18 protein-coding genes and 3 tRNA genes are annotated in these 21,907 nt (G+C 48.9%); 5 read left to right on the forward strand and 16 right to left on the reverse strand.

Going from position 1 to position 21,907, the window contains the following annotated elements; all coding sequences use genetic code 11:
- The first annotated feature begins 473 nt into the window (after positions 1-473).
- Both V4210_RS02545 and V4210_RS02550 read left to right on the forward strand, forming a co-directional pair.
- Positions 474-1,229 carry a DUF6414 family protein gene (locus tag V4210_RS02545; protein WP_338520482.1) on the forward strand — a complete coding sequence of 252 codons (756 nt, stop codon included), beginning with the start codon at positions 474-476 and terminating at the stop codon, positions 1,227-1,229.
- A complete protein-coding gene (locus V4210_RS02550; protein ID WP_338520483.1) occupies positions 1,216-2,373 on the forward strand; it encodes an AAA family ATPase in 1,158 nt (385 codons plus the stop codon). Before V4210_RS02545 ends, V4210_RS02550 begins: the two co-directional genes overlap by 14 nt.
- Here the strand turns inward: V4210_RS02550 and V4210_RS02555 are convergent.
- The 3 genes from V4210_RS02555 to V4210_RS02565 all read right to left on the reverse strand — a co-directional run bounded on the left by V4210_RS02555 (position 2,297) and on the right by V4210_RS02565 (position 3,900).
- Positions 2,297-3,277 carry a DUF4238 domain-containing protein gene (locus tag V4210_RS02555; protein WP_338520484.1) on the reverse strand — a complete coding sequence of 327 codons (981 nt, stop codon included), beginning with the start codon at positions 3,275-3,277 and terminating at the stop codon, positions 2,297-2,299. The two genes, V4210_RS02550 and V4210_RS02555, sit on opposite strands and share 77 nt — an antisense overlap.
- Positions 3,278-3,699: 422 nt before the next feature.
- Positions 3,700-3,775, reverse strand: a tRNA-Gly gene (locus V4210_RS02560).
- A gap of 49 nt (positions 3,776-3,824) precedes the next feature.
- A tRNA-Phe gene (locus V4210_RS02565) sits at positions 3,825-3,900 on the reverse strand.
- A gap of 66 nt (positions 3,901-3,966) precedes the next feature.
- Between V4210_RS02565 and V4210_RS02570 the strand changes: the two genes are divergently transcribed.
- A tRNA-Gly gene (locus V4210_RS02570) sits at positions 3,967-4,041 on the forward strand.
- Positions 4,042-4,103: 62 nt separating this feature from the next.
- On the opposite strand, the gene V4210_RS02575 is transcribed toward V4210_RS02570, so the two are convergent.
- From V4210_RS02575 to tyrS, 6 genes are all read right to left on the reverse strand, one after another.
- A complete protein-coding gene (locus V4210_RS02575; protein WP_338520485.1) occupies positions 4,104-4,316 on the reverse strand; it encodes a hypothetical protein in 213 nt (70 codons plus the stop codon).
- Positions 4,317-4,446: 130 nt separating this feature from the next.
- Positions 4,447-4,995 carry a 16S rRNA (guanine(966)-N(2))-methyltransferase RsmD gene (rsmD, locus tag V4210_RS02580; protein WP_338520486.1) on the reverse strand — a complete coding sequence of 183 codons (549 nt, stop codon included), beginning with the start codon at positions 4,993-4,995 and terminating at the stop codon, positions 4,447-4,449.
- Entirely contained in the window at positions 4,992-5,807 is an 816-nt protein-coding gene (locus V4210_RS02585) for a hypothetical protein (protein WP_338520487.1), read from the reverse strand. Before V4210_RS02585 ends, rsmD begins: the two co-directional genes overlap by 4 nt.
- A gap of 1 nt (position 5,808) precedes the next feature.
- Positions 5,809-7,851, reverse strand: a complete 2,043-nt coding sequence (gene recG, locus V4210_RS02590; RefSeq protein ID WP_338520488.1) for an ATP-dependent DNA helicase RecG — start codon at positions 7,849-7,851, stop codon at positions 5,809-5,811.
- A complete protein-coding gene (locus V4210_RS02595; RefSeq protein WP_138079104.1) occupies positions 7,852-8,607 on the reverse strand; it encodes an HAD-IIB family hydrolase in 756 nt (251 codons plus the stop codon).
- The gene (gene tyrS, locus V4210_RS02600) at positions 8,607-9,827 is read right to left on the reverse strand and encodes a tyrosine--tRNA ligase (protein ID WP_338520489.1); all 1,221 of its coding nucleotides are present in this window, start codon (positions 9,825-9,827) and stop codon (positions 8,607-8,609) included. The genes V4210_RS02595 and tyrS overlap by 1 nt, the downstream gene beginning before the upstream one ends.
- Positions 9,828-9,913: 86 nt before the next feature.
- Between tyrS and V4210_RS02605 the strand changes: the two genes are divergently transcribed.
- The gene (locus tag V4210_RS02605) at positions 9,914-12,568 is read left to right on the forward strand and encodes a transglycosylase domain-containing protein (protein WP_338520490.1); all 2,655 of its coding nucleotides are present in this window, start codon (positions 9,914-9,916) and stop codon (positions 12,566-12,568) included.
- 25 nt (positions 12,569-12,593) lie between these two features.
- Here V4210_RS02605 and V4210_RS02610 read toward each other — a convergent pair whose 3' ends face one another.
- The 6 genes from V4210_RS02610 to V4210_RS02635 all read right to left on the reverse strand — a co-directional run bounded on the left by V4210_RS02610 (position 12,594) and on the right by V4210_RS02635 (position 20,357).
- Positions 12,594-13,496 carry a PIN/TRAM domain-containing protein gene (locus V4210_RS02610; protein WP_338520491.1) on the reverse strand — a complete coding sequence of 301 codons (903 nt, stop codon included), beginning with the start codon at positions 13,494-13,496 and terminating at the stop codon, positions 12,594-12,596.
- Positions 13,497-13,519: 23 nt separating this feature from the next.
- Positions 13,520-14,869 (reverse strand): DNA repair protein RadA, encoded by a 1,350-nt coding sequence (gene radA / locus V4210_RS02615; RefSeq protein WP_338520492.1) that lies wholly within the window; start codon positions 14,867-14,869, stop codon positions 13,520-13,522.
- Positions 14,869-15,846 carry a hypothetical protein gene (locus V4210_RS02620; protein ID WP_338520493.1) on the reverse strand — a complete coding sequence of 326 codons (978 nt, stop codon included), beginning with the start codon at positions 15,844-15,846 and terminating at the stop codon, positions 14,869-14,871. Before V4210_RS02620 ends, radA begins: the two co-directional genes overlap by 1 nt.
- On the reverse strand, positions 15,833-18,283 hold the full coding sequence (locus tag V4210_RS02625; RefSeq protein WP_338520494.1) for an ATP-dependent Clp protease ATP-binding subunit: 2,451 nt from the start codon (positions 18,281-18,283) through the stop codon (positions 15,833-15,835). The genes V4210_RS02620 and V4210_RS02625 overlap by 14 nt, the downstream gene beginning before the upstream one ends.
- Before the next feature lie 52 nt (positions 18,284-18,335).
- On the reverse strand, positions 18,336-19,460 hold the full coding sequence (gene nusA / locus V4210_RS02630) for a transcription termination factor NusA (RefSeq protein ID WP_338520495.1): 1,125 nt from the start codon (positions 19,458-19,460) through the stop codon (positions 18,336-18,338).
- Positions 19,461-19,571: 111 nt separating this feature from the next.
- Complete coding sequence (locus tag V4210_RS02635; RefSeq protein ID WP_338520496.1) at positions 19,572-20,357, reverse strand: hypothetical protein; 786 nt, start codon at positions 20,355-20,357, stop codon at positions 19,572-19,574.
- An 89-nt stretch (positions 20,358-20,446) separates the two neighbouring features.
- Here V4210_RS02635 and V4210_RS02640 point away from each other — a divergent pair, with 89 nt between their 5' ends.
- The gene (locus V4210_RS02640) at positions 20,447-21,193 is read left to right on the forward strand and encodes a hypothetical protein (protein WP_338520497.1); all 747 of its coding nucleotides are present in this window, start codon (positions 20,447-20,449) and stop codon (positions 21,191-21,193) included.
- Between the two features lies 1 nt (position 21,194).
- Here the strand turns inward: V4210_RS02640 and V4210_RS02645 are convergent, their stop codons facing one another.
- Positions 21,195-21,881 carry an HNH endonuclease family protein gene (locus tag V4210_RS02645; protein WP_338520498.1) on the reverse strand — a complete coding sequence of 229 codons (687 nt, stop codon included), beginning with the start codon at positions 21,879-21,881 and terminating at the stop codon, positions 21,195-21,197.
- Positions 21,882-21,907: the final 26 nt, after the last annotated feature.

The raw sequence follows: 21,907 nt of genomic DNA on the forward strand, positions 1-21,907 counted from the left end.
ATATCATGATGGTCAAGGATGCTCTATAAACTAAATGAACCCCGGAGAGGGTTCATTGAATCGAATGATTTCGTTTGTGGTGCGGGGTGATGTGCAATGTTTACACGAAATAGAGGCTGAGATCTGTAGGTGGGAGGATATTCTTCGCATTGGTTATGCAAGATATCTGAGAGGGGCATCGAGTCATACTTCTCAAGAGACTTACGCGTAGTTATTATATGAGTTTTTCAAAGTATCTAGTTGACCGTATCAGTCGCAGCTTGCAAATATATCTTATATTCCCAGTTTGTTCTTGCTAAATCCTAAGATATTTAGATTTAACTCGAGACATGATTGCGAAGTTGACTAATAGACTCTAAAGCGCCAAATAGGCATAGTAAGTCTGCTGCTGTAATGACTCTTATTGTAATACACGAGATTGAAGCAATATTGCAGCTAGGGTATAATTAAGGTAAGTAAGTACTGAGGAGAATATGACTAAAAGTAAATTAACAAAGATTGTATATTTTGATGAGCAAACCGCTCTTGATTTTGTTGAAATACAAGACAAGGGTCGCTACATACGGGAAATTGAGAATGAAAATAAAGGCGAGGCGGGTACAACCACGGAGGCATCGGTAAAAACGCCAAAACTACTTTCGATGTTTCGGCTTAACGCTGATATTCACGCTTCCATAGAAGCGCAAAAAATCGTCCGAAGTACTATCTCAAACACAATACTTACTGACTTCATCGAAAAAGCCGAACAAGATAAAGGTGTCGAGCGTCTCTCAGGCTATGACATTCAACTAACAGAAGAAACTCGTCTAACAATCTATACGGCGATTACGGATGCTGCGAGTGGTAATCTTCCTATGGACCAACAAGGGATGGGAATGGAGGTGTCAAAGTTCGGCGCTGTACTAAAGAATTTGCAAGGATACCTCGAATGTAATGCCGTAAAGGACGGTAAGGCTAGTGCAATTCTTCGCTTCAATAGTACATCATTCCGAAATAACTACCGCCTTGCAGACATCATTAATATGGACCTCCAGTACTACGGTGTAAAAGTGGGCACAACAGACACTTCAACACTCAGCTCCTTAGGCTTAGACCTTACAAATAATCCAACCGACACACAAGACGAGCTTAACCGACTCCTTAAAAGTACGGATGCCGATCCAAGTGGTGAAAAATTAGATGTCTACGATATTATCTTAGCTGGTGTATTCAACGATGCAGCGAACTAAGGGAGCTGTGGAGGTCAATTTTTTCTATGGTCCAGGCGATAAGCTTGGCGAGTCCTACGACCTTCAATCTGTCGAATCGCATATAACACTACTACAGCTTGCCTCAAAGCTTGATGCTGCTCGACTATTATCTAGCAAGGAATTTCTCAATTTTGAACAAGATACACTTATAGTTTGGCCTGAGGAGTTTTTTGGTGTGAGAGACAACTTTACAAACTCTTTGTGGAGAAATGTTCTGGAGACAAATCTACAAAAAGCTTATGTCGTCAACCCTCCAAAGCTGCTCGTGGAACAGGCAAAATTGCTATTTGGAACCGAGTCGGTCACTGAGCGTAATCATTCATACAAGTCAATTAGTCTTGACTTAATAAAGGAGGTGTCTGGTAGTCTAGAGAATGCCATAGTTGGACAGGACGATGCTGTTCAATCCCTTCCACGCTGTCTCGTATCTTTAATGAATACTGAAAAGAAACCTGTAGTTGTTATGCTCTATGGACCGACGGGCGTAGGAAAAACTGAATCTGCAAAGATAATCGCTAACGCCCTTGGCGGCGAGGCTAGTCGTATGCAATTTTCAATGCTTCAGACGGGTTCTCTAGCGGAGTATCTTTATGGATCAAGAGTTAATAGTAGATCGTTTGCTGCAGACCTGCTCGAACGACAATCCAATGTTGTTATCTTTGATGAATTCGACAAGACTGGGAGTGTCTTCCATAGTGCATTCTATCAGTTATTTGATGAGGGCGTTTTTGTCGACAAGAATTATAGCGTCGATATGACAAACACTCTCATAGTCTGTACGTCAAACTACTCTTCACTACAAGAAATACGACAGCATCTCGGAGAACCCCTTAGTTCACGTTTTTCAGCATTTATAAAGTATACTACTCTTGATCAATCGGCGAAGACCGCCATCATCAAGCAAAAGATTGATAAACTCTACGAATCTTACCCAGAAGACATTAGACAGGCTATCAATAAAGACGAAATAGAAGAGCGATTTCTGCCACTACTATGTAAGCTGAGTAACGTCAGAGAGATAACGAATTATATTGAACATATAATGTCTAACTATATTCTTGCGTCTGTGGAGGAGACAGGTATCGAGAATAGCTCTCTACCAGAGACTTCTGAGCCGATATGAGATACTGCAAATTTGGCCGACTTGACACCATTCTGTTTATGATATCTACTGCGACAGGTGTCACCTCGCCCGTTTTCTGAAAGTATTCTGGACCACTAATCACAATACATACATCCTTGGCCATTGGAAAGACAATCTCTGAATCTAGTCGACCAAAACCGCCAAAAGAAAAATGAACCACTCCATTTGGCATACGCTTAGCGACAAAAGCTGGCATATCACTTGTAATAAACTCATAACCGTCTGGTGCAAACATGATGTGCCAACCTCGCCTGATAAATTTTTCAGCTATTGGTAGTACCTGTTCAAGCATACCCCTAATCACATTGTTTTTCCCAATATCTATCGTAAGCTTCATATTATTTTCATCAATCATATCTTGAATATCTTGCTTAGACAATTCACCGGTAAAATCGGGATTTTCTTTTAATAGTTTTTCAAAACGTGCAGGATCATCCTTTTTGAACTCATCCATCATAGCTTTTCGAGCATTGTCATCGAGCAGTTTAGACAACTTATCTTTTAGAACGTCCTTTAGGAACTTTATTCCCGTCTCTTCAAAAAAATCCATAGTACGCGGTACTCGTAAGTACTGAAGAGCGATGAATATCGAGATATCCGCTATCGTTGCATTATCAATCCATTCACCTAGCCTTACTGTATTTAGCCAACCCTGATACTTTGACTCAATACCCTTTGCCAGCATTTCTTCAATTTCATCTGAATCCTTGCCGTCCTTGTCCTTTATTCGGTACAGATAATTCTGTGAGCATATTTTATCTATTTTGGTTGGCGTAATCATTTTGGACCGTGAATTGTACGCATAGGTCCTCTCCTTCTTTTCATCAAAAAGAAATCCTCTCAAGTAGGTCTGCGGAACGAAGTGTGCTTGCTTTGTCGCCATAGTGTTATTATAGCGGTTATGCACCATAAATAAAAAATAACATAGGCTTACCGCACTTAAGCAATATAATTTTTCGCACGATAGGGTTCTGAAAATGACACAGAAAAGAATAAAGTAGTAAGGGTGTCCTCTTGTTACCATACTAGATCTTGGCTTTGGGTATCCGATAGAGGTAAAGATAATGCTAACGCGCAGCAAGCACTAAAAAGCACTTCGCTAGAAAGTCAACAATACGAAGGTCTTACAGATGAATTAGTCGAGACCGCTATTGCGCCTCAAAATACTCCTATAAAAGATGGCTTTATAAAAAAGAAGTGGTACACAAAGATAAGTCTACCGAGCTAGAAAATAGGGTTGGGTTGTCGGAAGGTATAAATTAATCACAAACAAAAAAGACCTTTCAGAGCTTGAAAAGTCTTATATGGTGCGGGTTAGGAGACTCTAACTCCTGGCCTCTTCCATGGCAAGGAAGCGCTCTAACAACTGAGCTAAACCCGCATGTGATTCACGATTCATTGTAGCAAAGCCGTGAACAAAATGCAATATTTGGTGGCTCCTCCCAGACTTGAACTGGGGACACAAGGCTCTTCAGGCCTCTGCTCTACCAACTGAGCTAAAGAGCCACAAACTTGCTATTTCATTGTACTAAAGTTGTCGCTATCTGGCAAGGGTGATATACTTTTAAGAACGCGGGTGTCGTATAACGGCTATTATGTGACCTTCCCAAGGTTGAGACGGGAGTTCGACTCTCCCCATCCGCACCACAATTTACCATCACGAGCTTCCCGGCGAGGCTCTTTTTATTTGTCCTGCAAATCAGCAAAGGCTAAACGGTTATTTCGCTATATTCCGCGTAACCAAACTTGTCCAAAACTTCCTGACCAAATTTCCTAAGATTATCAATTCGTGCCTGTTCTTTGTCAAAATTTTCCTGCGTACAAATGGCGTCATAAAGCGCTCTCATATCACTATCCTCAGGACTACTAGCAGTTGCCCCTGTAAGTTCTCGCTCCATTAGGTCATGATTAGCACGTGGCATATTTCCATTCCTCCTCTTTTGACTCCATATATATCTTAGCACTATCTATACCATATAGAGTTTGCTTTTGCAATACTGTGTTCCGCGCCAATATAAAAAGTCCTCGACGTACATCGGGACTACTGACTAACTATAATGGTTCTCGCAGGAACTTGGTGAGGTGCGCCTCCCCATAACTACGATTGTCCACCACAACAATTCCGTTTTGAACTGGCACCTCACCTATTCCTGGGTGTGATAATATCATACATCCGCCCGGTTTGAGAAGCCCCATTAGTCGTGAAACTGTGGAAAACTGAGGATTATGATATGGTGGATCGGCAAAGATGATATCAAACTTCTCTGTTACGCTCATGCTTTTCAGCCAATTCGATATCGTTGTTTTTATTACAATAGATTTTTCATCGACGCCCAAACTGGCTATGTTTTCGGCGATCACGCGCTGCGCGACCCGGTCTCGCTCCACAAAAACCACCGACTCGGCACCGCGACTGAGTGCTTCCAGGCCAATCGCGCCAGAGCCAGCAAAAGCATCCAGCACCCGCGAACCGCGAACCGTCTCGCCCAGTGAATTAAACATTGCCGAACGGACTCGCTCACCCATGGGATGTGTCGTCGAGCCTGGTGGAGTTTGAATGAATCGTCCGCCAAATTCCCCAGCGATGATGCGCACCCTCACCGTTTAGCCTCAAGTTTCCAAACCGACGCTAGCCAGCCCAGCATGACGGCTTTGATGATGATCGGCATCAGTTCATGGTTAGTTTGCCACGCCAAATCAGTCGTCCAGCCGTTTTTGCCAAAATTGTCATACATCTTTAGGTCAGCCACAGCGTGCACTTGCTCTAGATAATATTTCCGATAGCCCTGTTGTTTGACCTGTAAAATCTCAGCCTCACTCGGCACAGCATCCTTAAAGCGCGGATAAGCCACTACGCTCGCCACACCAGCTTCAAACGCCACATGCATGGTCATCATGCCTTTAGCACCCCAAAACTTCCAGTTGTTTTTGATGAGCTCAATCCCCGTGTCACCCTTCATGACATTTTTCTTGAGGATGGAGGTTCGCGTCTCTAGACCTTCGCCGCCGCGCAGCTCCTGCATGGCATGTTCCAGCGGGAAATGATGCGCTGGCGTCAAACCATCGGTGATGGCATGCGCCATCCACGCCGCTTCAAAAGCGGCTCGTTCAGAATTATGGTTCTGTAGCGCCTTCGCCAGATTATCAATATGCTGGTCGATCATCTCCAACAGTGCCGTGTCGTTCGGGTCGTCTGGATTGATGAAATGCCATGGTTCGTCGACAGCTGGACTTTTGCGCTTAACGCCATCGGGGCCGTTTTTGCCCTCAAAATGCAGAATATTTTTAACATCAGGAAATTCGCACCAATCAGGCAGCATCGGTTCAAGGTGTCGCCTGGCCACTCGATCTATCTTTTGATGAACACCGATAAATCGACCAGAGCCATCTCTAATTGTTGTTCCTGCGTACATATTAATTCAAAATGGTTAATCGCTGATAGCGACTGACGGCACGCGCCAGATGGTTATATTGTAACAAATCCCGCCCCTCTTTGACAAAGCGCTCGGCCTCCGTTTGCGCACGGGCGATCAGTGGCGTATCGCTCAGTGAGGCAATTTTCAGGTTCAGCGCGCCATGTTGCATCTTTCCATAGATCTCGCCAGGACCGCGCAGTTTCAGGTCAACTTCCGCCAAGTAAAATCCGTCTTGAGATTTCTCAATCTCTCTGAGACGCTGGGACGGCTTATCATGACCCGACATCATCAAATGACAAAAACTCTGATGCTGACCACGCCCAACCCGACCACGCAGCTGATGGAGCTGGCTGAGACCAAAATGATCGGCATTTTCGATGAGCATGACCGTGGCGTTTGGCACGTTAACGCCAACCTCCACCACCGTGGTACTCACTAGCATATCCAGCTCGCCGTCGGCAAACTGTTGCATGACCGCGGCTTTTTCCTCCGGCGGCAATTTACCGTGTAGCAATCCGACGCGGCGATGACGAAACATCGTTTTTGCCAATTTGTGATATTCCGCCTCGACCGATTTTTTGTCATTGTCAGGATTATCGTCGATCAACGGGCAGATGATATAGGCTTGGCGACCTTTGGCAATTTCTGCATCAATAGTTTCGTAGAGCTTTGGCGCTGAGGCTGGCGACCAAATTTTCGTTTCAATCGGCTGGCGCCCGGCTGGCAGCTCGTCCAAAATCGAAATATCCAGTTCACCATACAAGGTCAACGCCAGACTTCGCGGGATCGGCGTGGCAGTCATGCTGAGCAGGTGTGGCATGTAGTCTGCCTTTTGTAATAATGCCTGCCGCTGCTTGACGCCGAACCGATGCTGCTCGTCAATTACCACAAACCCCAGCTTGTGGTACGCCACTTTTTCCTGAATCAGCGCGTGTGTACCAACCACCACGTTAATGTTGCCGCTCGCTAAATTGTCCAGCAGCTGCCGCCGCTGAGCGCCCTTGACGTGTCCCGTCAGCAGTGCCACCGACACGCCAAATGGCGACAATAATTCATCCAGCGTCTTGGCGTGCTGAGTCGCCAAAATCTCCGTCGGCGCCATGATGGCCGTCTGAAAGCCAGCCTGCGCCACTTCTGCCGCCACCAGCCCGGCGACCACGGTTTTGCCTGAGCCGACATCGCCCTGTAGTAGGCGATTCATCGGATGCTCCGACTCCAAATCTTGCAAAATCTGCCAGGCGGCGCGGCGCTGCGCGTTGGTTAAGGGAAATGGCAATTGTTCGACAAATTGCTTGACGACCGGCTGATTGAACGGGATGCGCCAGCCAGTCAATTTGGTTTGTTCTTGCTTGTTGAGCTGCGCAGCCAAAATCATTTCAAACAATTCCTCAAACGCCAGCCGCTCACGACCGCGAGCAATTTCCTCGTGACTATTTGGCGCGTGGAGGAACCTGACGGCTTCGGCGCGGCTGACTAGTTTTTGCCGCTGGACAATGTGTTCTGGTAGCGTCTCGGGCAAAAATTCCATGATAGGACGCAGATTTTTCAGCAAATCCTGCACGGTTTTGGGGCGGAGATTTTTGATTGATTTGTAGACGGGATGGATGCCCGACGTAGGCTGGGCGTCGGATGTATCGGTTTGCTTGGCAAGTTCGACGGATGGATTGCTAATCTGATAGCTATTATATTGCATGCCAAATTGGCCGGAGAACATAAACTCGGCGTCAGATCTCAGCTGCGATTCGCGGTACGGTTGATTAAACCAAACGGCCTTGACCTTGCCAGAATCATCCGCCAACACCGCCGTAGTGATCCTTAAGCCCCGGCGCACAATCCGCGTCGAAATCGACTCGCAGCGCGCTCGCACCGTCACCTTGCCTGGTTGAAGATCAGCGATATTGACCGCCGCCGAATAATCATCATACGCCCGCGGCAAAAAATCTAGGACATCCGCCACCGTCTCCAACCCTGCCGCCGCCAACGCCTGAGCAGTTTTAGGGCCGACGCCTTTGATATGTTCCAGTGGAGTTGTCAGCTTCATCTACGAAACAGCGTTGATGCCTTCCAGTGCGTAGGCGGTATCTTCCCAGCGTTCCACAGCGATACAATCAATGCCCATATTTTTGACTGGGAAATCATTGCCGCCTTCTTCCAGTTTATCGCCGAAGAATAGAATCTCCTCTTTGGTTACACCTGTCGCTTCCATTAGTTTCTTCATGCCGTACGCCTTGTCAATGCCAGGCTTGGTGACATCCAAGCTGGTGGTGCCTGCCGTCCGAATTTCAAATTCTGGAATGCGTGCTTTGACAGCATCGTTGAGCAATTTACGTTTTTCCTTGTTGGCTTCAGCCCAGGCGTATTTGTCTTCAGGAGTAGCCTTTTGACCCAGCGCAGAGTATGTCACCTGACTGAGGCGATCTTCGATGATTTCGCCAGCTGGATTGTCCACCCACATATCAAGCTCCTTAGCTGAGGTCTCAATTGCCTCAAAAATCCGAGCTTTTTGCTCTTCAGTCAAGTCCTCCTGATATTGCAATCGCCATTCGCCGTCCTGGAAGCGATAGTAACGAGTGCCACATGTTGGCATGATGTGCAGCCGGCTAAGATCAACGCCCGGAACTTGTTCAATTTGCCTGACAGTGTTTGGATAGATCACTCCTTCAAAATCAGTACCAGAAATGATGCACACGTCGTAATGTTTCAGCAACTCCGCCAACAGACCAGCCATGCGCGGCGTAGCTGGCATTTTCGACAAGACAATAGTGTCGTCTGAGTCAAAAGCTATAATTTTCTTCATTATTCGTCTCCCTCCATGATTAGCACAAATGTATTTTTACCTTTTTTCAGTAGCGACGTGGTGTTAACAGCTTGGTCTTCGGCTATTTTTTCGCCATTAAGGCTGATGGCGCCAGATTTTAGCAGGCGTTTTGCCTCGCCGTTGGAACTGACCGCACCAGACACCACCAATGCTTCAATCACGCCGACGCCGACATCAACGCGCGGGATTTCCTTGGCGAGAGCGTCCAGGTCATCGTCTGATAATTGCCGAAAATCGCCGCCGCCAAACAATACTTCAGTCACCCGCTCCACTGATTCGCGCCGATTGACGCCGTGGACGATGTCGGTGACTTCGCGTGCCAAGACCTTTTGGGCCGAGCGCGCACCCGGGTTAACCGCATGGTTTTCAGCGATGGCCTCAATGGTGTCGCGATCGAGCATGGTAAAGATTTTCATGTACTCAATGGCGCTTTCGTCATCAACGTTCAGCCAGAATTGATAGAACTTGTAGACGCTGGTTTTGGCTTCATCTAGCCACACAGCGCCACCTTCGGATTTGCCAAATTTGCGCCCGGTTGATTTGTTGATGAGTAGCGGTGCGGTCATAGCGTAGACTTCGGCATTTTCTTTTTTGCGGATCAATTCCACGCCTGAAACCAAATTACCCCACTGGTCAGAACCGCCGATTTGTAAATTGACACCGTGGTGTTTGAACAAATGCCAGAAATCATACCCCTGCAGCAACGTGTAGGTAAATTCCGCAAAACTCAGCCCTTTACCGTTGTCGATGCGTGCCTTGAAAAATTCACGACCGATCAAATCTGCCATGTTGAAATTCTTGCCAATGTCGCGGAGGAACGGCAACAATTCCAAATTGCCCAGCCAATCCGCATTGTCCACCAGGGTAAAATCGCGTCCGGCGAAAATTTGTGACACCTGTGCTTTCAAAGCTCGTTTATTGTGCTCAATTTCCGCATAAGAAAGTAGACTCCGCTCCTCGGTGTCGCGCATATCGCCGATCATACCCGTGCCGCCACCAACCAGTAGAAACACCTTGTGTCCGCGCTCCAAAAAATGCCGCACCATCATATAGACCGCCAAATGCCCGACATGCAAACTGTCAGCTGACGGATCTGTCCCCAAATAGAGCGTAAAATTCTCCGAATCGATAAGCTTGTCGTTGGTGAATGTGGTCTGGTTCCAAAACCCGCGCCACTGTAATTCCTCTGATAACTGCATATTTTCTCCTTGGTCAGCTAATCTTAGTATCAGTATATCAATTTTTGGCAGTTGATGCGAACCATGTGCGTGATATAATAGATTACGTGAATAAGAGTAGTACAAGTAGCAGCAACAAATCGCCTTCTAGTCCCAGGAAATCTGCGACAAAGCGATTAAGCTTGTATGCCAATCTGGCACATAAGCGTAAAGTTAAAAAAGATAAAGATTCGCGCGAGCGTGCTGAATATTTGGCAAGCTTGCCGAAGCATCCAGTTAAGCGATTTTTCTATCGCTTACATCCAAAGCGGTTAGCTAACTATTGGTTCTCCAAACGCGGCGCAAAGATGGCGCTGAAAATTGCTGGTATTACTCTGTTGTTGATGATCTTGTTTATCGGTGGGCTGTTCGCATATTTCCGCAAAGACTTGGATAAGATTCGACCAGGCGAAATTGCCAAACGTGTCCAAACAACAGTCACGAAATATTATGACCGTAACGGCGTGCTACTCTGGGAAGATAAAGGAACTGGTAACTACAAACTGGTGGTCGAAGGTGACCAAATTAGCAATCACCTGAAACATGCTACTGTTGCCATTGAGGACAAAGACTTCTACAAACACCACGGAGTTAGTGTTAGCGGCTTGACGCGTGCGGTATTTTCAACGGCTTCTGGAGGGCAGGTTCAGGGAGGATCGACATTGACCCAGCAGCTCGTCAAACAGGTGTTCTTTGCGGATGAAGCTGGTGAGCGTGGTCTCAAGGGTATCCCGCGTAAGATCAAAGAGATGATTTTGGCGATTGAGGTTGAACGCATGTACAACAAAGACCAAATCTTGTCACTATACCTCAACGAATCGCCATATGGAGGTCGCCGTAATGGCGCTGAGTCAGCTGCACAAACGTACTTCCACAAGAGCGCAAAAGACCTAACTATAGCCGAAGCAGCCCTGCTAGCAGGAATTCCGCAGAATCCGTCCTACTTTAACCCGTACAATACTGCCGGTAATAAGGCCTTGATCGAGCGCCAACACACCATCTTAGACTACATGACAGAACAAGGCTACATCACACAAAAAGAAGCAGATGAAGCTAAGAAATACCCAATCCTTGACAATCTATATCCACAAGTCGAACAAACTGAAGGCATGAAGGCACCACACTTTGTGATGATGGTCCGATCACAGCTTGAAAAAGAACTTGGTCAAGCAGTTGTTGGACGAGGTGGATTGACCGTTAAAACAACACTGGATTGGCGCATCCAAGAAAAATTAGAAAATGAAATGAAAGCCTTCTTTGCAACCGGCCGCCCAGCTGCTATTAACGCCCACAACGGTGCGTCAGTCGTGGAGGATGTGCAGACTGGTCAAATTGTTGCCCTGATGGGTAGCCGTGACTTTAACTATCCAGGCTTTGGTCAGGACAATGCTGCCACGGCCTTCGTCCAGCCAGGTTCATCCATCAAGCCATTTGTGTTTACTCACCTATTCAGCAAGCACGGTAGCCAAGCTTACGGAAGCGGCACCATACTGAAAGACGAAAACATTGACTCAATTTACGGTGCTAAGCTTAACAACTGGGACAACAAGTTCATGGGTGACATCACCATCCGCCGAGGACTTGGTCTGTCTCGTAACACCCCAGCGGTGAAAGCAATGTACATTGCTGGCAACGGTAGTCCAAAGCCAACCGTGGAATTCATCCGAGGCCTTGGTAACTCAGAGTATTGTAAACAAGAGGAAGACTCTGGTGGTTACGGTCTATCTGCCGCCATCGGTGGATGTGGCGCCAAGCAAACTGAACTGGTCAATGCCTATGGTACCTTGGCTCGCCTGGGTGTCAGGAAAAAGTCCACCTCAGTATCGGAAGTGATCAACTCTCAGAACGAAACCCTCCTGAAATGGAAAGATGAATCAAAGCAAGCTGTCGATCCGCAGGCCGCCTATATCACCAACGACATCCTAGCTGACCGATCGAGCACATTGGTGACAGGAAGTATCCCGGGTGTGCGTGCTAGCTACAAGACCGGAACCTCCGACAAGGGCAATCAACCAAAAGACATCTGGCTGGCGAGCTATACACCAGCTCTCGCCATGACCCTCTGGCTTGGTAACTCCGACAGTCGTACATTGACCTCCATAAACTCGTCAACTGGTCTCCCAGTGATTCAGAAAGTCATGAGCTTTGCACATACCCAGGTCTACCAGCCAGCTGGCAAGTGGAAATCAAGCATGTGGTACACCCGCCCATCTGGTATCAAGCAGAATGGCAAAGAACTGTACCCATCGTGGTGGAACCAAAACCAAGGACAAAGCTCGTCTAAGATGACATTTGACCGCATCTCTAAAAAGAAGGCTACCTCCTGTACTCCAGAGGGCGCACGAGAAGAAGTTGACGTGATCAAGGCAGTCGACCCAATCACCAAGAAAGAGTCTTTCAGTGCGCCAGCAGGTTACAACGCTACCGCTGACGACGATGTGCACAACTGTAGCGATGCCAAGCCTCGTGTCGCTAGCATCACCGCGTCTGGCTCGAGTAATAAATACACTATTGATGTCAGTGTTGATGGAGGAAAATTTGGTCTAGCAACGCTTGATATCTTGGTTGACGGACGTTCAGTCAAATCAAGCAATATCAGCGGTAACAGCGCCTCAGACCGCGTCTCAGTCAATGTCTCATCAGGATCACACACTATCACCGTGAATGTCCGCGACGAAGGGTACTACACCGCAAGTAGCTCAAAAACTGTCAGCGACGATTAATCGTCTTGGCTATTCGCCAACCTAATCAGCTCAGCCTCTCAGCCTCGCGCTGGGCTGATGTTTTTGTAGTCGTAGAACGACGACGAGTTTGCTGCACAGGCTTCTGAGTTTTTACTGCTGGCTTTTTAGTAGTCTTCTTAGCTGATCCTTCTGGACTAGTCTGCACTTTCCGACCAACAGAGCGACGTTTTGCGATGACAGCTGTTTGTCTTGTTGGTTCTGGCGGAGTGGTTTGCTCGACAACCTTGGCGAACATCATCTTGCCAGCGTCAGTTTGTAGGCTACGGATAATTTCAATGCGCTTTTTCTGACCCAGGAACTTTTTGGCCTGCTCAACCACCACCATGGTGCCGTCATGCAAATAGCCGACTGCTTGATGAGAATCCTGACCTTTTTGTGTCAATTCCAGCACCAGCTCATCGCCAGGTAGATAGCTCATGCGCAAACTCTTGGCCAGCTCATTGATATTGAGAATCTGAATACCTTCAACTTGTGCCACCTTATTCAGGTTGTAGTCCAGCGTCAAAATAGCAGCGTTCATTTCCTTGGCGAGCTGCAGCAGACGGTTATCAACGCCCTCGGGAATGCGCGTCGCATCGTCAAGCAGCGTGAACGAACTACCCAGCACATCTTTTAGTTCCTTCATGACGTCCATACCAAAGCGGGCACGTTCGCGCTTAGCATGATCAGCACCGTCAGCCAACAACTGCAGTTCTATTAGCACACTGCGCGGCACGATGATCTGCCCCAGCAAGAACCCAGTCTTTGCCAGATCAACCACCCGTCCGTCCATCAACACCGAGGTGTCAACCAAAATTGGCAGCTGCGTGCCACTACCTGTGTGCCGCCGCGGCTTGACCAGCAGATATATCTCCGCCATGATAGCCAGCAGCATGATAATGATAAGAAGTTCAATTGTTTTTTCCATAATAATTTCCTTTATGATAACATTTATTGTAAATAGTCAATCAGTGCCTGGCGTAAATCGCCGACACCGCGCACAAATGCGTCCTTGTGGGTTTTTGGCGCAATGGCGTAGGTAAAGCCGAGCTTCTTCGCCTCTTTGACGCGGGCGTGCCAGCCTTGAGCTGAGCGCACTTCGCCGCCCAAGCCGACTTCGCCAAACACCACCGCTTCGTCGCTGAGTTTGCGGCCAGCCGAGGCCGAGGCGATGGCCATAGCGACTGCCAAGTCCGCCGCTGGGTCGCTCAGTTTCAAGCCACCAACCACGTTGATGTAAATATCTTTGTCGGAGAGATTGAGCTTGGTACGCTTTTCCAGCACCGCCACCAACAAGTTTAAGCGGTTGAGATCAAAACCGCTGGCCGCGCGTTTGGGGTAGCCAAAATTCGTCGGATTGACCAACGCCTGAATTTCCACCAGCAGCGGCCGCGCCCCCTCCATGGTGGCTAGGACGATGGAGCCGTCGAGGTTTTGCCGCTCGGCTAGCAAACTCGCCGATGGATTAGCCACAATCTGTAATCCATCCTCGTGCATTTCGAAAATTGCTGCCTCATTAGTCGAGCCATAGCGATTTTTCTGCGCCCGTACCACGCGAAAACCACCGTAGCGATCGCCCTCAAAATTCAGCACCACGTCGACCAAGTGCTCCAGGACTTTCGGCCCAGCAATTGAGCCTTCTTTGGTGACGTGTCCGACCAAAATCACTGCGGTATTCGAGGCTTTGGCGGCGCGAATGATGACGTTGGATGAGTTGGTGATTTGGCTAACTGAGCCTGGCGCTGAGGCAATGTCTGCCAGCGACAATGTTTGGATGGAATCGACAATCACCAGATTGTAATGGCCAGTCTGGATGGAAGCGGCGATGTCCTCGGCGCTGTTACTGGACGCCAGCTGCAGACTCTCTGAGTCAACCGCTCCCAACCGCTCAGCCCGCAATTTGACCTGCGACACCGACTCCTCGCCGCTGACATAGAGCACTTGGTTTTGTCGGGCAATAAACGCCGCGACTTGCGCCAGCAGGGTGCTTTTACCAATTCCCGGCTGCCCCGCCACCAGCACCACGCCGCCCGGCAAAAAGCCACCGCCGAGCACCGCGTCAAGGTCGGCAATGCCGGTTGCTAGCCGCGCCTGTTTAGTTTCAGTAGCCGTTTCGCTGAGCCTGAGCGTCGTGAGCGCCTTGCCCTTGCCACTGCTGCGGGCTACCGCCGACGCACCAGTATCGACTGGTAGTTGCTCAACCAGCGAGTTCCACTCACCACAATTTTCACACTTGCCAACCCACTTTGGATAGCTGGCGCCACACTGCTGGCAGATAAATTGCGATTTTGCCCGCGCCATCACTCTACCGCCTTTTGACTGTCGAGGCTCTGACTGAGCCGATCAGCTTGCTCACCTAGCGCATTCATTTTTTCAACGTCAGCATTGTACTGATCGATCTGCTGGAGTAACGCAGCCTTTTGACTATTCAAGCGTTGACCTTCGGCTTGCAATTGCGAACGCTCAGCCTGGAACTGCTGCTGTGAACCAAAACCACCGCTAGTAGCTCGCTGATTGAAATCACGAATCTTCTCATTCAGCGCTGTCATCGAGGTATCGTAGTTTTCCTTTCGCTGCTCAATCACCGCTCGTTGCTGTTTCAACTTCGCCTGCAAAGTAGTCACTTGCCGCTCCAAATCAACAAATCGCTGATTGTATTTTGCGTGCAAGGCAACTACTCGTGAGCGGTCACTGAAAAATCGAGCATAGTGCGTTTCCAGCTCTGAGCCCAAATCGGCATGTTCCGTGCCTAAAATGGAATGAAGCTCATTTGACCGAGAGCCTGGCTGCGCTCGATCATAGTACGCCATGCGTTCTTCCAACTTATTGTCTTTGATCCTCGCATAGGCATGTTCCAACAATTGACCAAGTCGCTGCTTTTCGGCGTCAGATAATCGCGACCACGCTGCGTGCAACATCTCGTGCGCCGCCGTCACCTCTTTGATACCGTCAAGCTCAGGGTTCGGCACATTGTAAATATGAATAGTATCCTCTCCTGACTTGTAGCAGCCCAAAATTGGACTGGCTTTTTCCGACCGACGACACTCAGCATTAAATTCATTGGACGACTCCAGCCGTGGCTGAGTGACGTAAAATTGAAATCTGCCGTGCTCCGACATACCAGCGTTTGTTGCCAATTGAGCAATCTCAGTACTGGGCTGAAATTGCCAAGCTCGCACATGATCGAGTACGAATTGCCGGTTGAGCACCACCCAACCACTGAAGGCCAATATAGCTACTGACAGTAAAAAGCTCCCTAGTTTGCTAATCTTCGACATCAATTATTACCTCACCTTTTTTCATTGACGCAATTAATGTTGATCCTGCGTGCGCTTTCGACAGCACTGCTTCACTCAACGGATCTCCCAACAGAGTCTGGACAGTCCGCCGAAGGCGTCTCGCTCCGCGTTCAGCGTCAAAGCCATGGTCAATGATGCGACGTTTGACACTTGGTTTAATCATCAGGCTCATGCCGTGGCTCTCAATTGCCGCGCCAAGTTCGCTCGCAATAGTATCAAATATCTTGCCAGCAACTGCTCGGCTCAACGCTTGGAAGACGATGATAGCATCAAATCGCTCAATCAACTCTGGCTTTAAGAAATCCTCCAGAGCCTGTCGCGCCGTCCGGTCATTGTGTCGCTGTACGTCTTTGCTACTGCGTTTCTTTGCGCCGCCAAACCCTAACGCTTCAGTATTCATCATACCCGCCGAGCCAACATTGCTGGTCAAGATGATGATGGTATGGCGAAAGCTGATCGCTCGCCCTTGCGCGTCGGTCAACTGACCATCTTCCAGTAGTTGCAGTAGCAGATTCATCACGTCTGGATGTGCTTTTTCAATCTCATCAAATAACACCACACTGTACGGCTGCCGACGAACTTTGTCGGTCAATTTACCGCCATCTTCATACCCCACATAGCCCGCTGGAGCGCCAACCAACCGACTCGTCGTGTGCTTTTCGGAGAATTCACTCATGTCAATTTTGATGAGGTTCTGCTCACCACCAAACACTTCCCGCGCCAACACGCGAGCCAGCTCAGTTTTACCAACACCTGTCGGGCCCAAAAATACGAAAGATCCCATGGGTCCGCTATGCCGATGTAGTCCAGCGCTGTTTCGTCGAATAGACCTCGCCAATTCAGCAATTGCTTCAGTTTGCCCCAGCACAAATTTACCTAATCTATGCTCCAGCTTGATCAAACTTTTGGCTTCAGTGTGCGCCAATTTTTTCACTGGCACACCAGTCATAGCGCTCACTGCCGACCTCAAATATGCTTCATCCAACCGCGGCAACATGTCCTCGCTCGCGCCCAGATCACCAGCGCGCTTTTCCAATTGCTTCATTTGCGTTTTGAAACGCGCCGCTCGTTCGTAGTCTTCCGCTTCCACAGCCGCATCGATTTTACCCGCCAGGCGCTTGATTTGCTGAGCTAACTTTTGGCGTCGGCCTGGTTTGAGTGGCTGCTTTGAGCGCATCAATGCTGCCGCTTCGTCCAGCACATCAATCGCTTTGTCGGGCAAAAATCGATCCATGACATACCGCTGGCTCAAATCTACTGCCAGCTTCACAGCCTCCTCGTCGATACTCAGCTGATGATGCAGCGCCAAGCGACTACTCAGCCCCATCACCATCCGCACCGCTTCTTCTGCCTCAGGTTCCGCCACCACCACCGACTGAAATCGTCGGCTCAAAGCAGCGTCTTTTTCAATGTATTTGCGATATTCATCAAAGGTCGTCGCCCCGATCACCCGCACTTCGCCGCGCGCCAACGCTGGCTTCAAAGCATTGGCGGCGTCCATCGAGCCTTCGGCCGAACCAGCGCCCACCAGCAGATGCAGCTCATCGATAAACAAAATAACTTCTTGGTGCTCCTTGGCGACCACTAGCACTTTTTGCAAGCGTTCTTCAAACTGCCCACGAAACTTCGTTCCCGCCACCATGGAAACCAGGTCTAGCTGGATGATCCTTTTGCCTTCCAAAAATGCCGGCACGTCACCATCAACGATTCGCTGCGCCAAACCTTCAACAATTGCAGTTTTTCCCACGCCTGGCTCACCGATCAAAGCTGGGTTATTTTTACTGCGCCGACCCAACACCGTGATGACACGCGACAATTCTTTGTCCCGCCCAATCATCGGATCGACCAATCCCTGCCGAGCTCGCTCTGTTAAATCATTGCCAAACTTCTCTAGCAGTTTGATGGACTTGCGTTCAGTAGTCGGCGCTGACTCGATTTGTTGCTCTGCCTCTGACTGTTGCCTGTCAAACACGCCCTCCAAGTCGCCACGAAGAGCCTCTAAATCAACATTCATGTCACGCAAAATCCTAGTAGCCCGCGCTTCGCGCTGCGTCAAGATGCTGTAGACCAAATGCTCCGTACCGATTCGCGACTGCCCAAACTCCAGCGCCAGCTCCCACGCCATGCGCACTGTCGCCAAAACATCAGCTCGTACTCCATGGTCAACGACAGCAAACACCACCGCACTCGGCGTCAATTCCAGCGCCGTTTCAACGCGATCAAGCGTCACTCCACTTTCCGCCAAGATCTTGGCACCTAGCGAAGAATTCTGAGCCAATATCCCCAGGAGAATATGCTCAGTCCCCACGTACGGGCTTCCTTGATTTCGGGCAATCACACCAGCTCGCTCAAAGCTAGCCCGCGCCGTATCTGTCAGGCGCGATTCCAGCTCAGAGAAATCTCTCGGCTGTTCCATTATCGCCTCCTTTCATCGCTTATCGGCGAATATCTCAAGTACTTCGCCAATCTTATTCTGCTGTTTCCTCAATGGCATTAAACAAGCTGTCTTCTACATTCTTGCGAGGCTTATTTTCAGCTGGTTTAACAGCTGCCTTTGCCTCGATATCTAGTTCATAGCCAGTCAGACGACTTGCCAAGCGAACATTCTGCCCAGCCCGGCCGATGGCCACTGATTGCTGATCCTCGCTAACGTAGACGGTTGCTCGCTTTTCGTCCTCATTGACCGTCACGCTCAGCACTTCTGCCGGGCTCATGGCATTGGCGATGAAACCAGCTGCGTCTTCTTCAAACGGAATGATATCAATTTTTTCCTGCTCGCCAATTTCGTTCATCACCGCCTGAACACGCGTTCCATGACCGCCGACGAAGGTACCGACTGGGTCAACACCTGGCAGTGCTGATGCAACCGCCAATTTGGTGCGGCGACCCGCCTCGCGGGCAATGGCTTTGATTTCCACAGCGCCCGTTTCCATCTCTGGCACTTCCTGACTGAACAAGAACCGCACAAACTCTTCATTGCCGCGGCTCAATATCAGCTGCGGACCGCGACCTTCGCGTTCGATGTCCTTAATGTACACCTTGACGCGGCGACCAACACCGTAGTATTCGCCAGGGATTTGCTCGGACTGAGGCATGATACCGACCGCCTTGCCCAGCTCAATTCGCACCACGCGTGGCTCAACCCGCTGAATCGTACCGGTTACCACCGTACCAATTTTATCTTCAAATTCTGCCAGCACCACTTCGCGCTCGGCCTCGCGCAGCCGCTGCAAAATCACTTGCTTGGCGGTCTGGGCTGCTACCCGACCAAACGTCGTCACGTTGTGAGTCTCGACCGTCACTTCGCTGCCTAACTCAGCCGCCGGGTCAACCGTTTTGGCCTCGTCCAGGCTCATTTGATTGACATCATTTTCGACTTCTTCAACCACCGTTTTGACGACCGACACCACAGCCGTGCCGCTATTGATGTTTAGGCTAGCGCGCACCAACTGCTCACGGGTACCGTTATCACGCCGCCACGCCGCCGCGATAGCCTGCTCGATCACCTCTAGAACTGTCTCTTCTGGCAGGTTCTTTTCCTCGGCAATCGTCCGCAGTGCCAACGTCAATTGCTTAATGTTCAAATCTTCCATACTACTCTCCTTTATCACTTATGATTATACCACGATACGAGGTTGCACCGCGATGCATATATCCTCATACGAAAAATTCCGACCTTGGCGGCCGGACGTACACTACACATTCTATACCAGTTCGCTGGCCATGTCAAGCATACCACGTAGTCCGCGCCTTCTCCGTGCCATATCGAGCAAAGCGGTCCTGCAAAGACCGGCCGTAAACCCAGTAAACGGCTGGTCAAAGAGGGTGAATATTTCGGCATACTCTTTATTTTCCGTCACCTTAACACCCGAGAAGATATTCGCGCCCTCATTATACTCACGCCGCATATCATTGATGAGCACTCTTGACGCAAAACGCCCAATCACCCTATCAATCTCCCGCTGGATACGATTCAACTCATCCATGATGGCATAATAATTACGACTATCCTTGTCCATGCCATATTGTTCTCGCAATGATCTACCCGGGGCTCTCTCGATAACGGCGGCAGGTGGTGAATAGCCATCACCTACCAAGGCCAATACTGACGAGGTCGTGATGTCTGAATTATCCTGCTCAAGTTCTTCACCTAACATATTCAACGTGAGCGTTTGTATCTGCGCCTCATCCTTATCCCGATGTCGCTTACTCAAATACGGAATGTCAGGACCTGGATCAATAACATAAGCATGTAATGCACCTAATCGAGCTGCGGCAATCTTATTTTGTATCACCTTTTCTCTACCCCGCCCATGATATTGCATCCAATCTGGATTTCGGCTGACCGACGCAATAGCCGTCAGCTCCAAGGTTCGCTGAAAACCCTCATCATCAGCCAGCTCTGGACGGAATAAAACCGCAGTCACTTGATGGTTTTCCTGGTCCATCGGCGACTTGACCGGATACTGGCGAATTTGCTCACTTTTCACCTTATTATAATAGCATTTTATTTCTTTATTGTCAATGTAATTATGTCCGTACTGTTGCTTATTTTGTCTTTCTATGACATAATACTACTATGTTTACCGTCTCCTCACCCGAGAAAAATGGCCAGCCAAGTTTTCAGGTGGACATTGCGCCAAGCTGGCCTATTTTGGATCAGACCAGAACCAATTGGCTTACCGGCAGACCGGCTACTGTCGACAAAATCCCAGTATATCCTGAAACGCGCGACTGGGTGCTCGGGCCAGCCGTTCAGATTTATAAAGAAACAACGTTCTATCTAAAAGATAACCAAATTCCAGATTTTCCAATCAAAACAGCGGACAGTGAAGCATGTTGTAGCCTAATGGATTACTACGTTAACCCTGAGGATATTGCAACATTATTCATACCCTACGTTGACAAGGTATTTGATATCAATTCACCCGAAGAGGCCATATCCGCTGAGGCGTACTTAAACCGCAAAATAGGCTCAAAAGTACTCCGCATGGTATTTGAGAATATTCCTGAATTAAAGGACCCTATTTTGCGAAGAGCAATCGACAGCTCTCTGGTGGAAACACAAGAAGATATCGCTCTGGCTGTTGAAGCTCGTAAAATTCATGGGCTATCACCAGATGACGAATCAGTAAAACTCATCAGACAAGCTACCTGCAAAAAAGTTGACAGACAACTCTCCGCCATGCGAGATGCCATGACAGAGCTTGCATACGTCAATGGTGCTGATAGATCGAAGCATAAGCCAGAGCTAAGCGCTGCCGACAGAAGAGAGATTTTTGCTGAAATGATCGCAGCTAAATACGAGCCGCCAGCTGAGTCTTAGCTCACCCCTTACATTTTTCCAAAACATGAACGGAGGCTTGCTTTTCAGCGTCAGTGACCCACAAGTGATATTTTTTCTTCACCGCAATTTGCCGGGTGACGTATTGGCAGCGAAAATCTTTGTTAGGCGGCAACCAAGCTGATGCATCGCTATCACCCTTATTCTGGTTTGCCTGCCCTTCTGACGCCAGTAGGTTCAGTGGATCATTCGCTAATTTTTCCCTGTCAACCGCTGACAAATTCTGCGCGCCCTTTTGCCAGGCGTCGCTCAGCGCCACCACATGGTCGATCTGTACTTTAGAACTGGTTTTTTCACCGCGCTGAAAATGAATGGTTTGACCAGTATATGGATCTTGCAAAACACCAGAAAGCACCTTGCAGCCTTCGCCCACTTTTTCATCACTCAAGTCCCTAGCTAAAATCACTTCCCGCACCGAGCAACCATCAATTTTGCCCCAGCCGTTGCCAAACTGTTTGCGCGTATAGCCCGTTTTGGGCGCACGACCCTTTACTTCCAATTTGTTCAGTTCATCAAGCGCGGTTGAATTGCCAAAATACTGTTGCTGCAGATCAGCCGGGACAGGAGCCAGCTTTGGCTGCGACAGCTGTGACGACCACACTGCCAAAACCGACAGCACCACCACAAACAAGGCCATGATACGCCTGCGCTGTAATTTCGCCCCCTTCATACTTCTAGTATATCGAATATCATAAG

This window comes from Candidatus Nanosynbacter featherlites (assembly GCF_037013405.1).
GTDB lineage: Bacteria > Patescibacteriota > Saccharimonadia > Saccharimonadales > Saccharimonadaceae > Nanosynbacter > Nanosynbacter featherlites_B.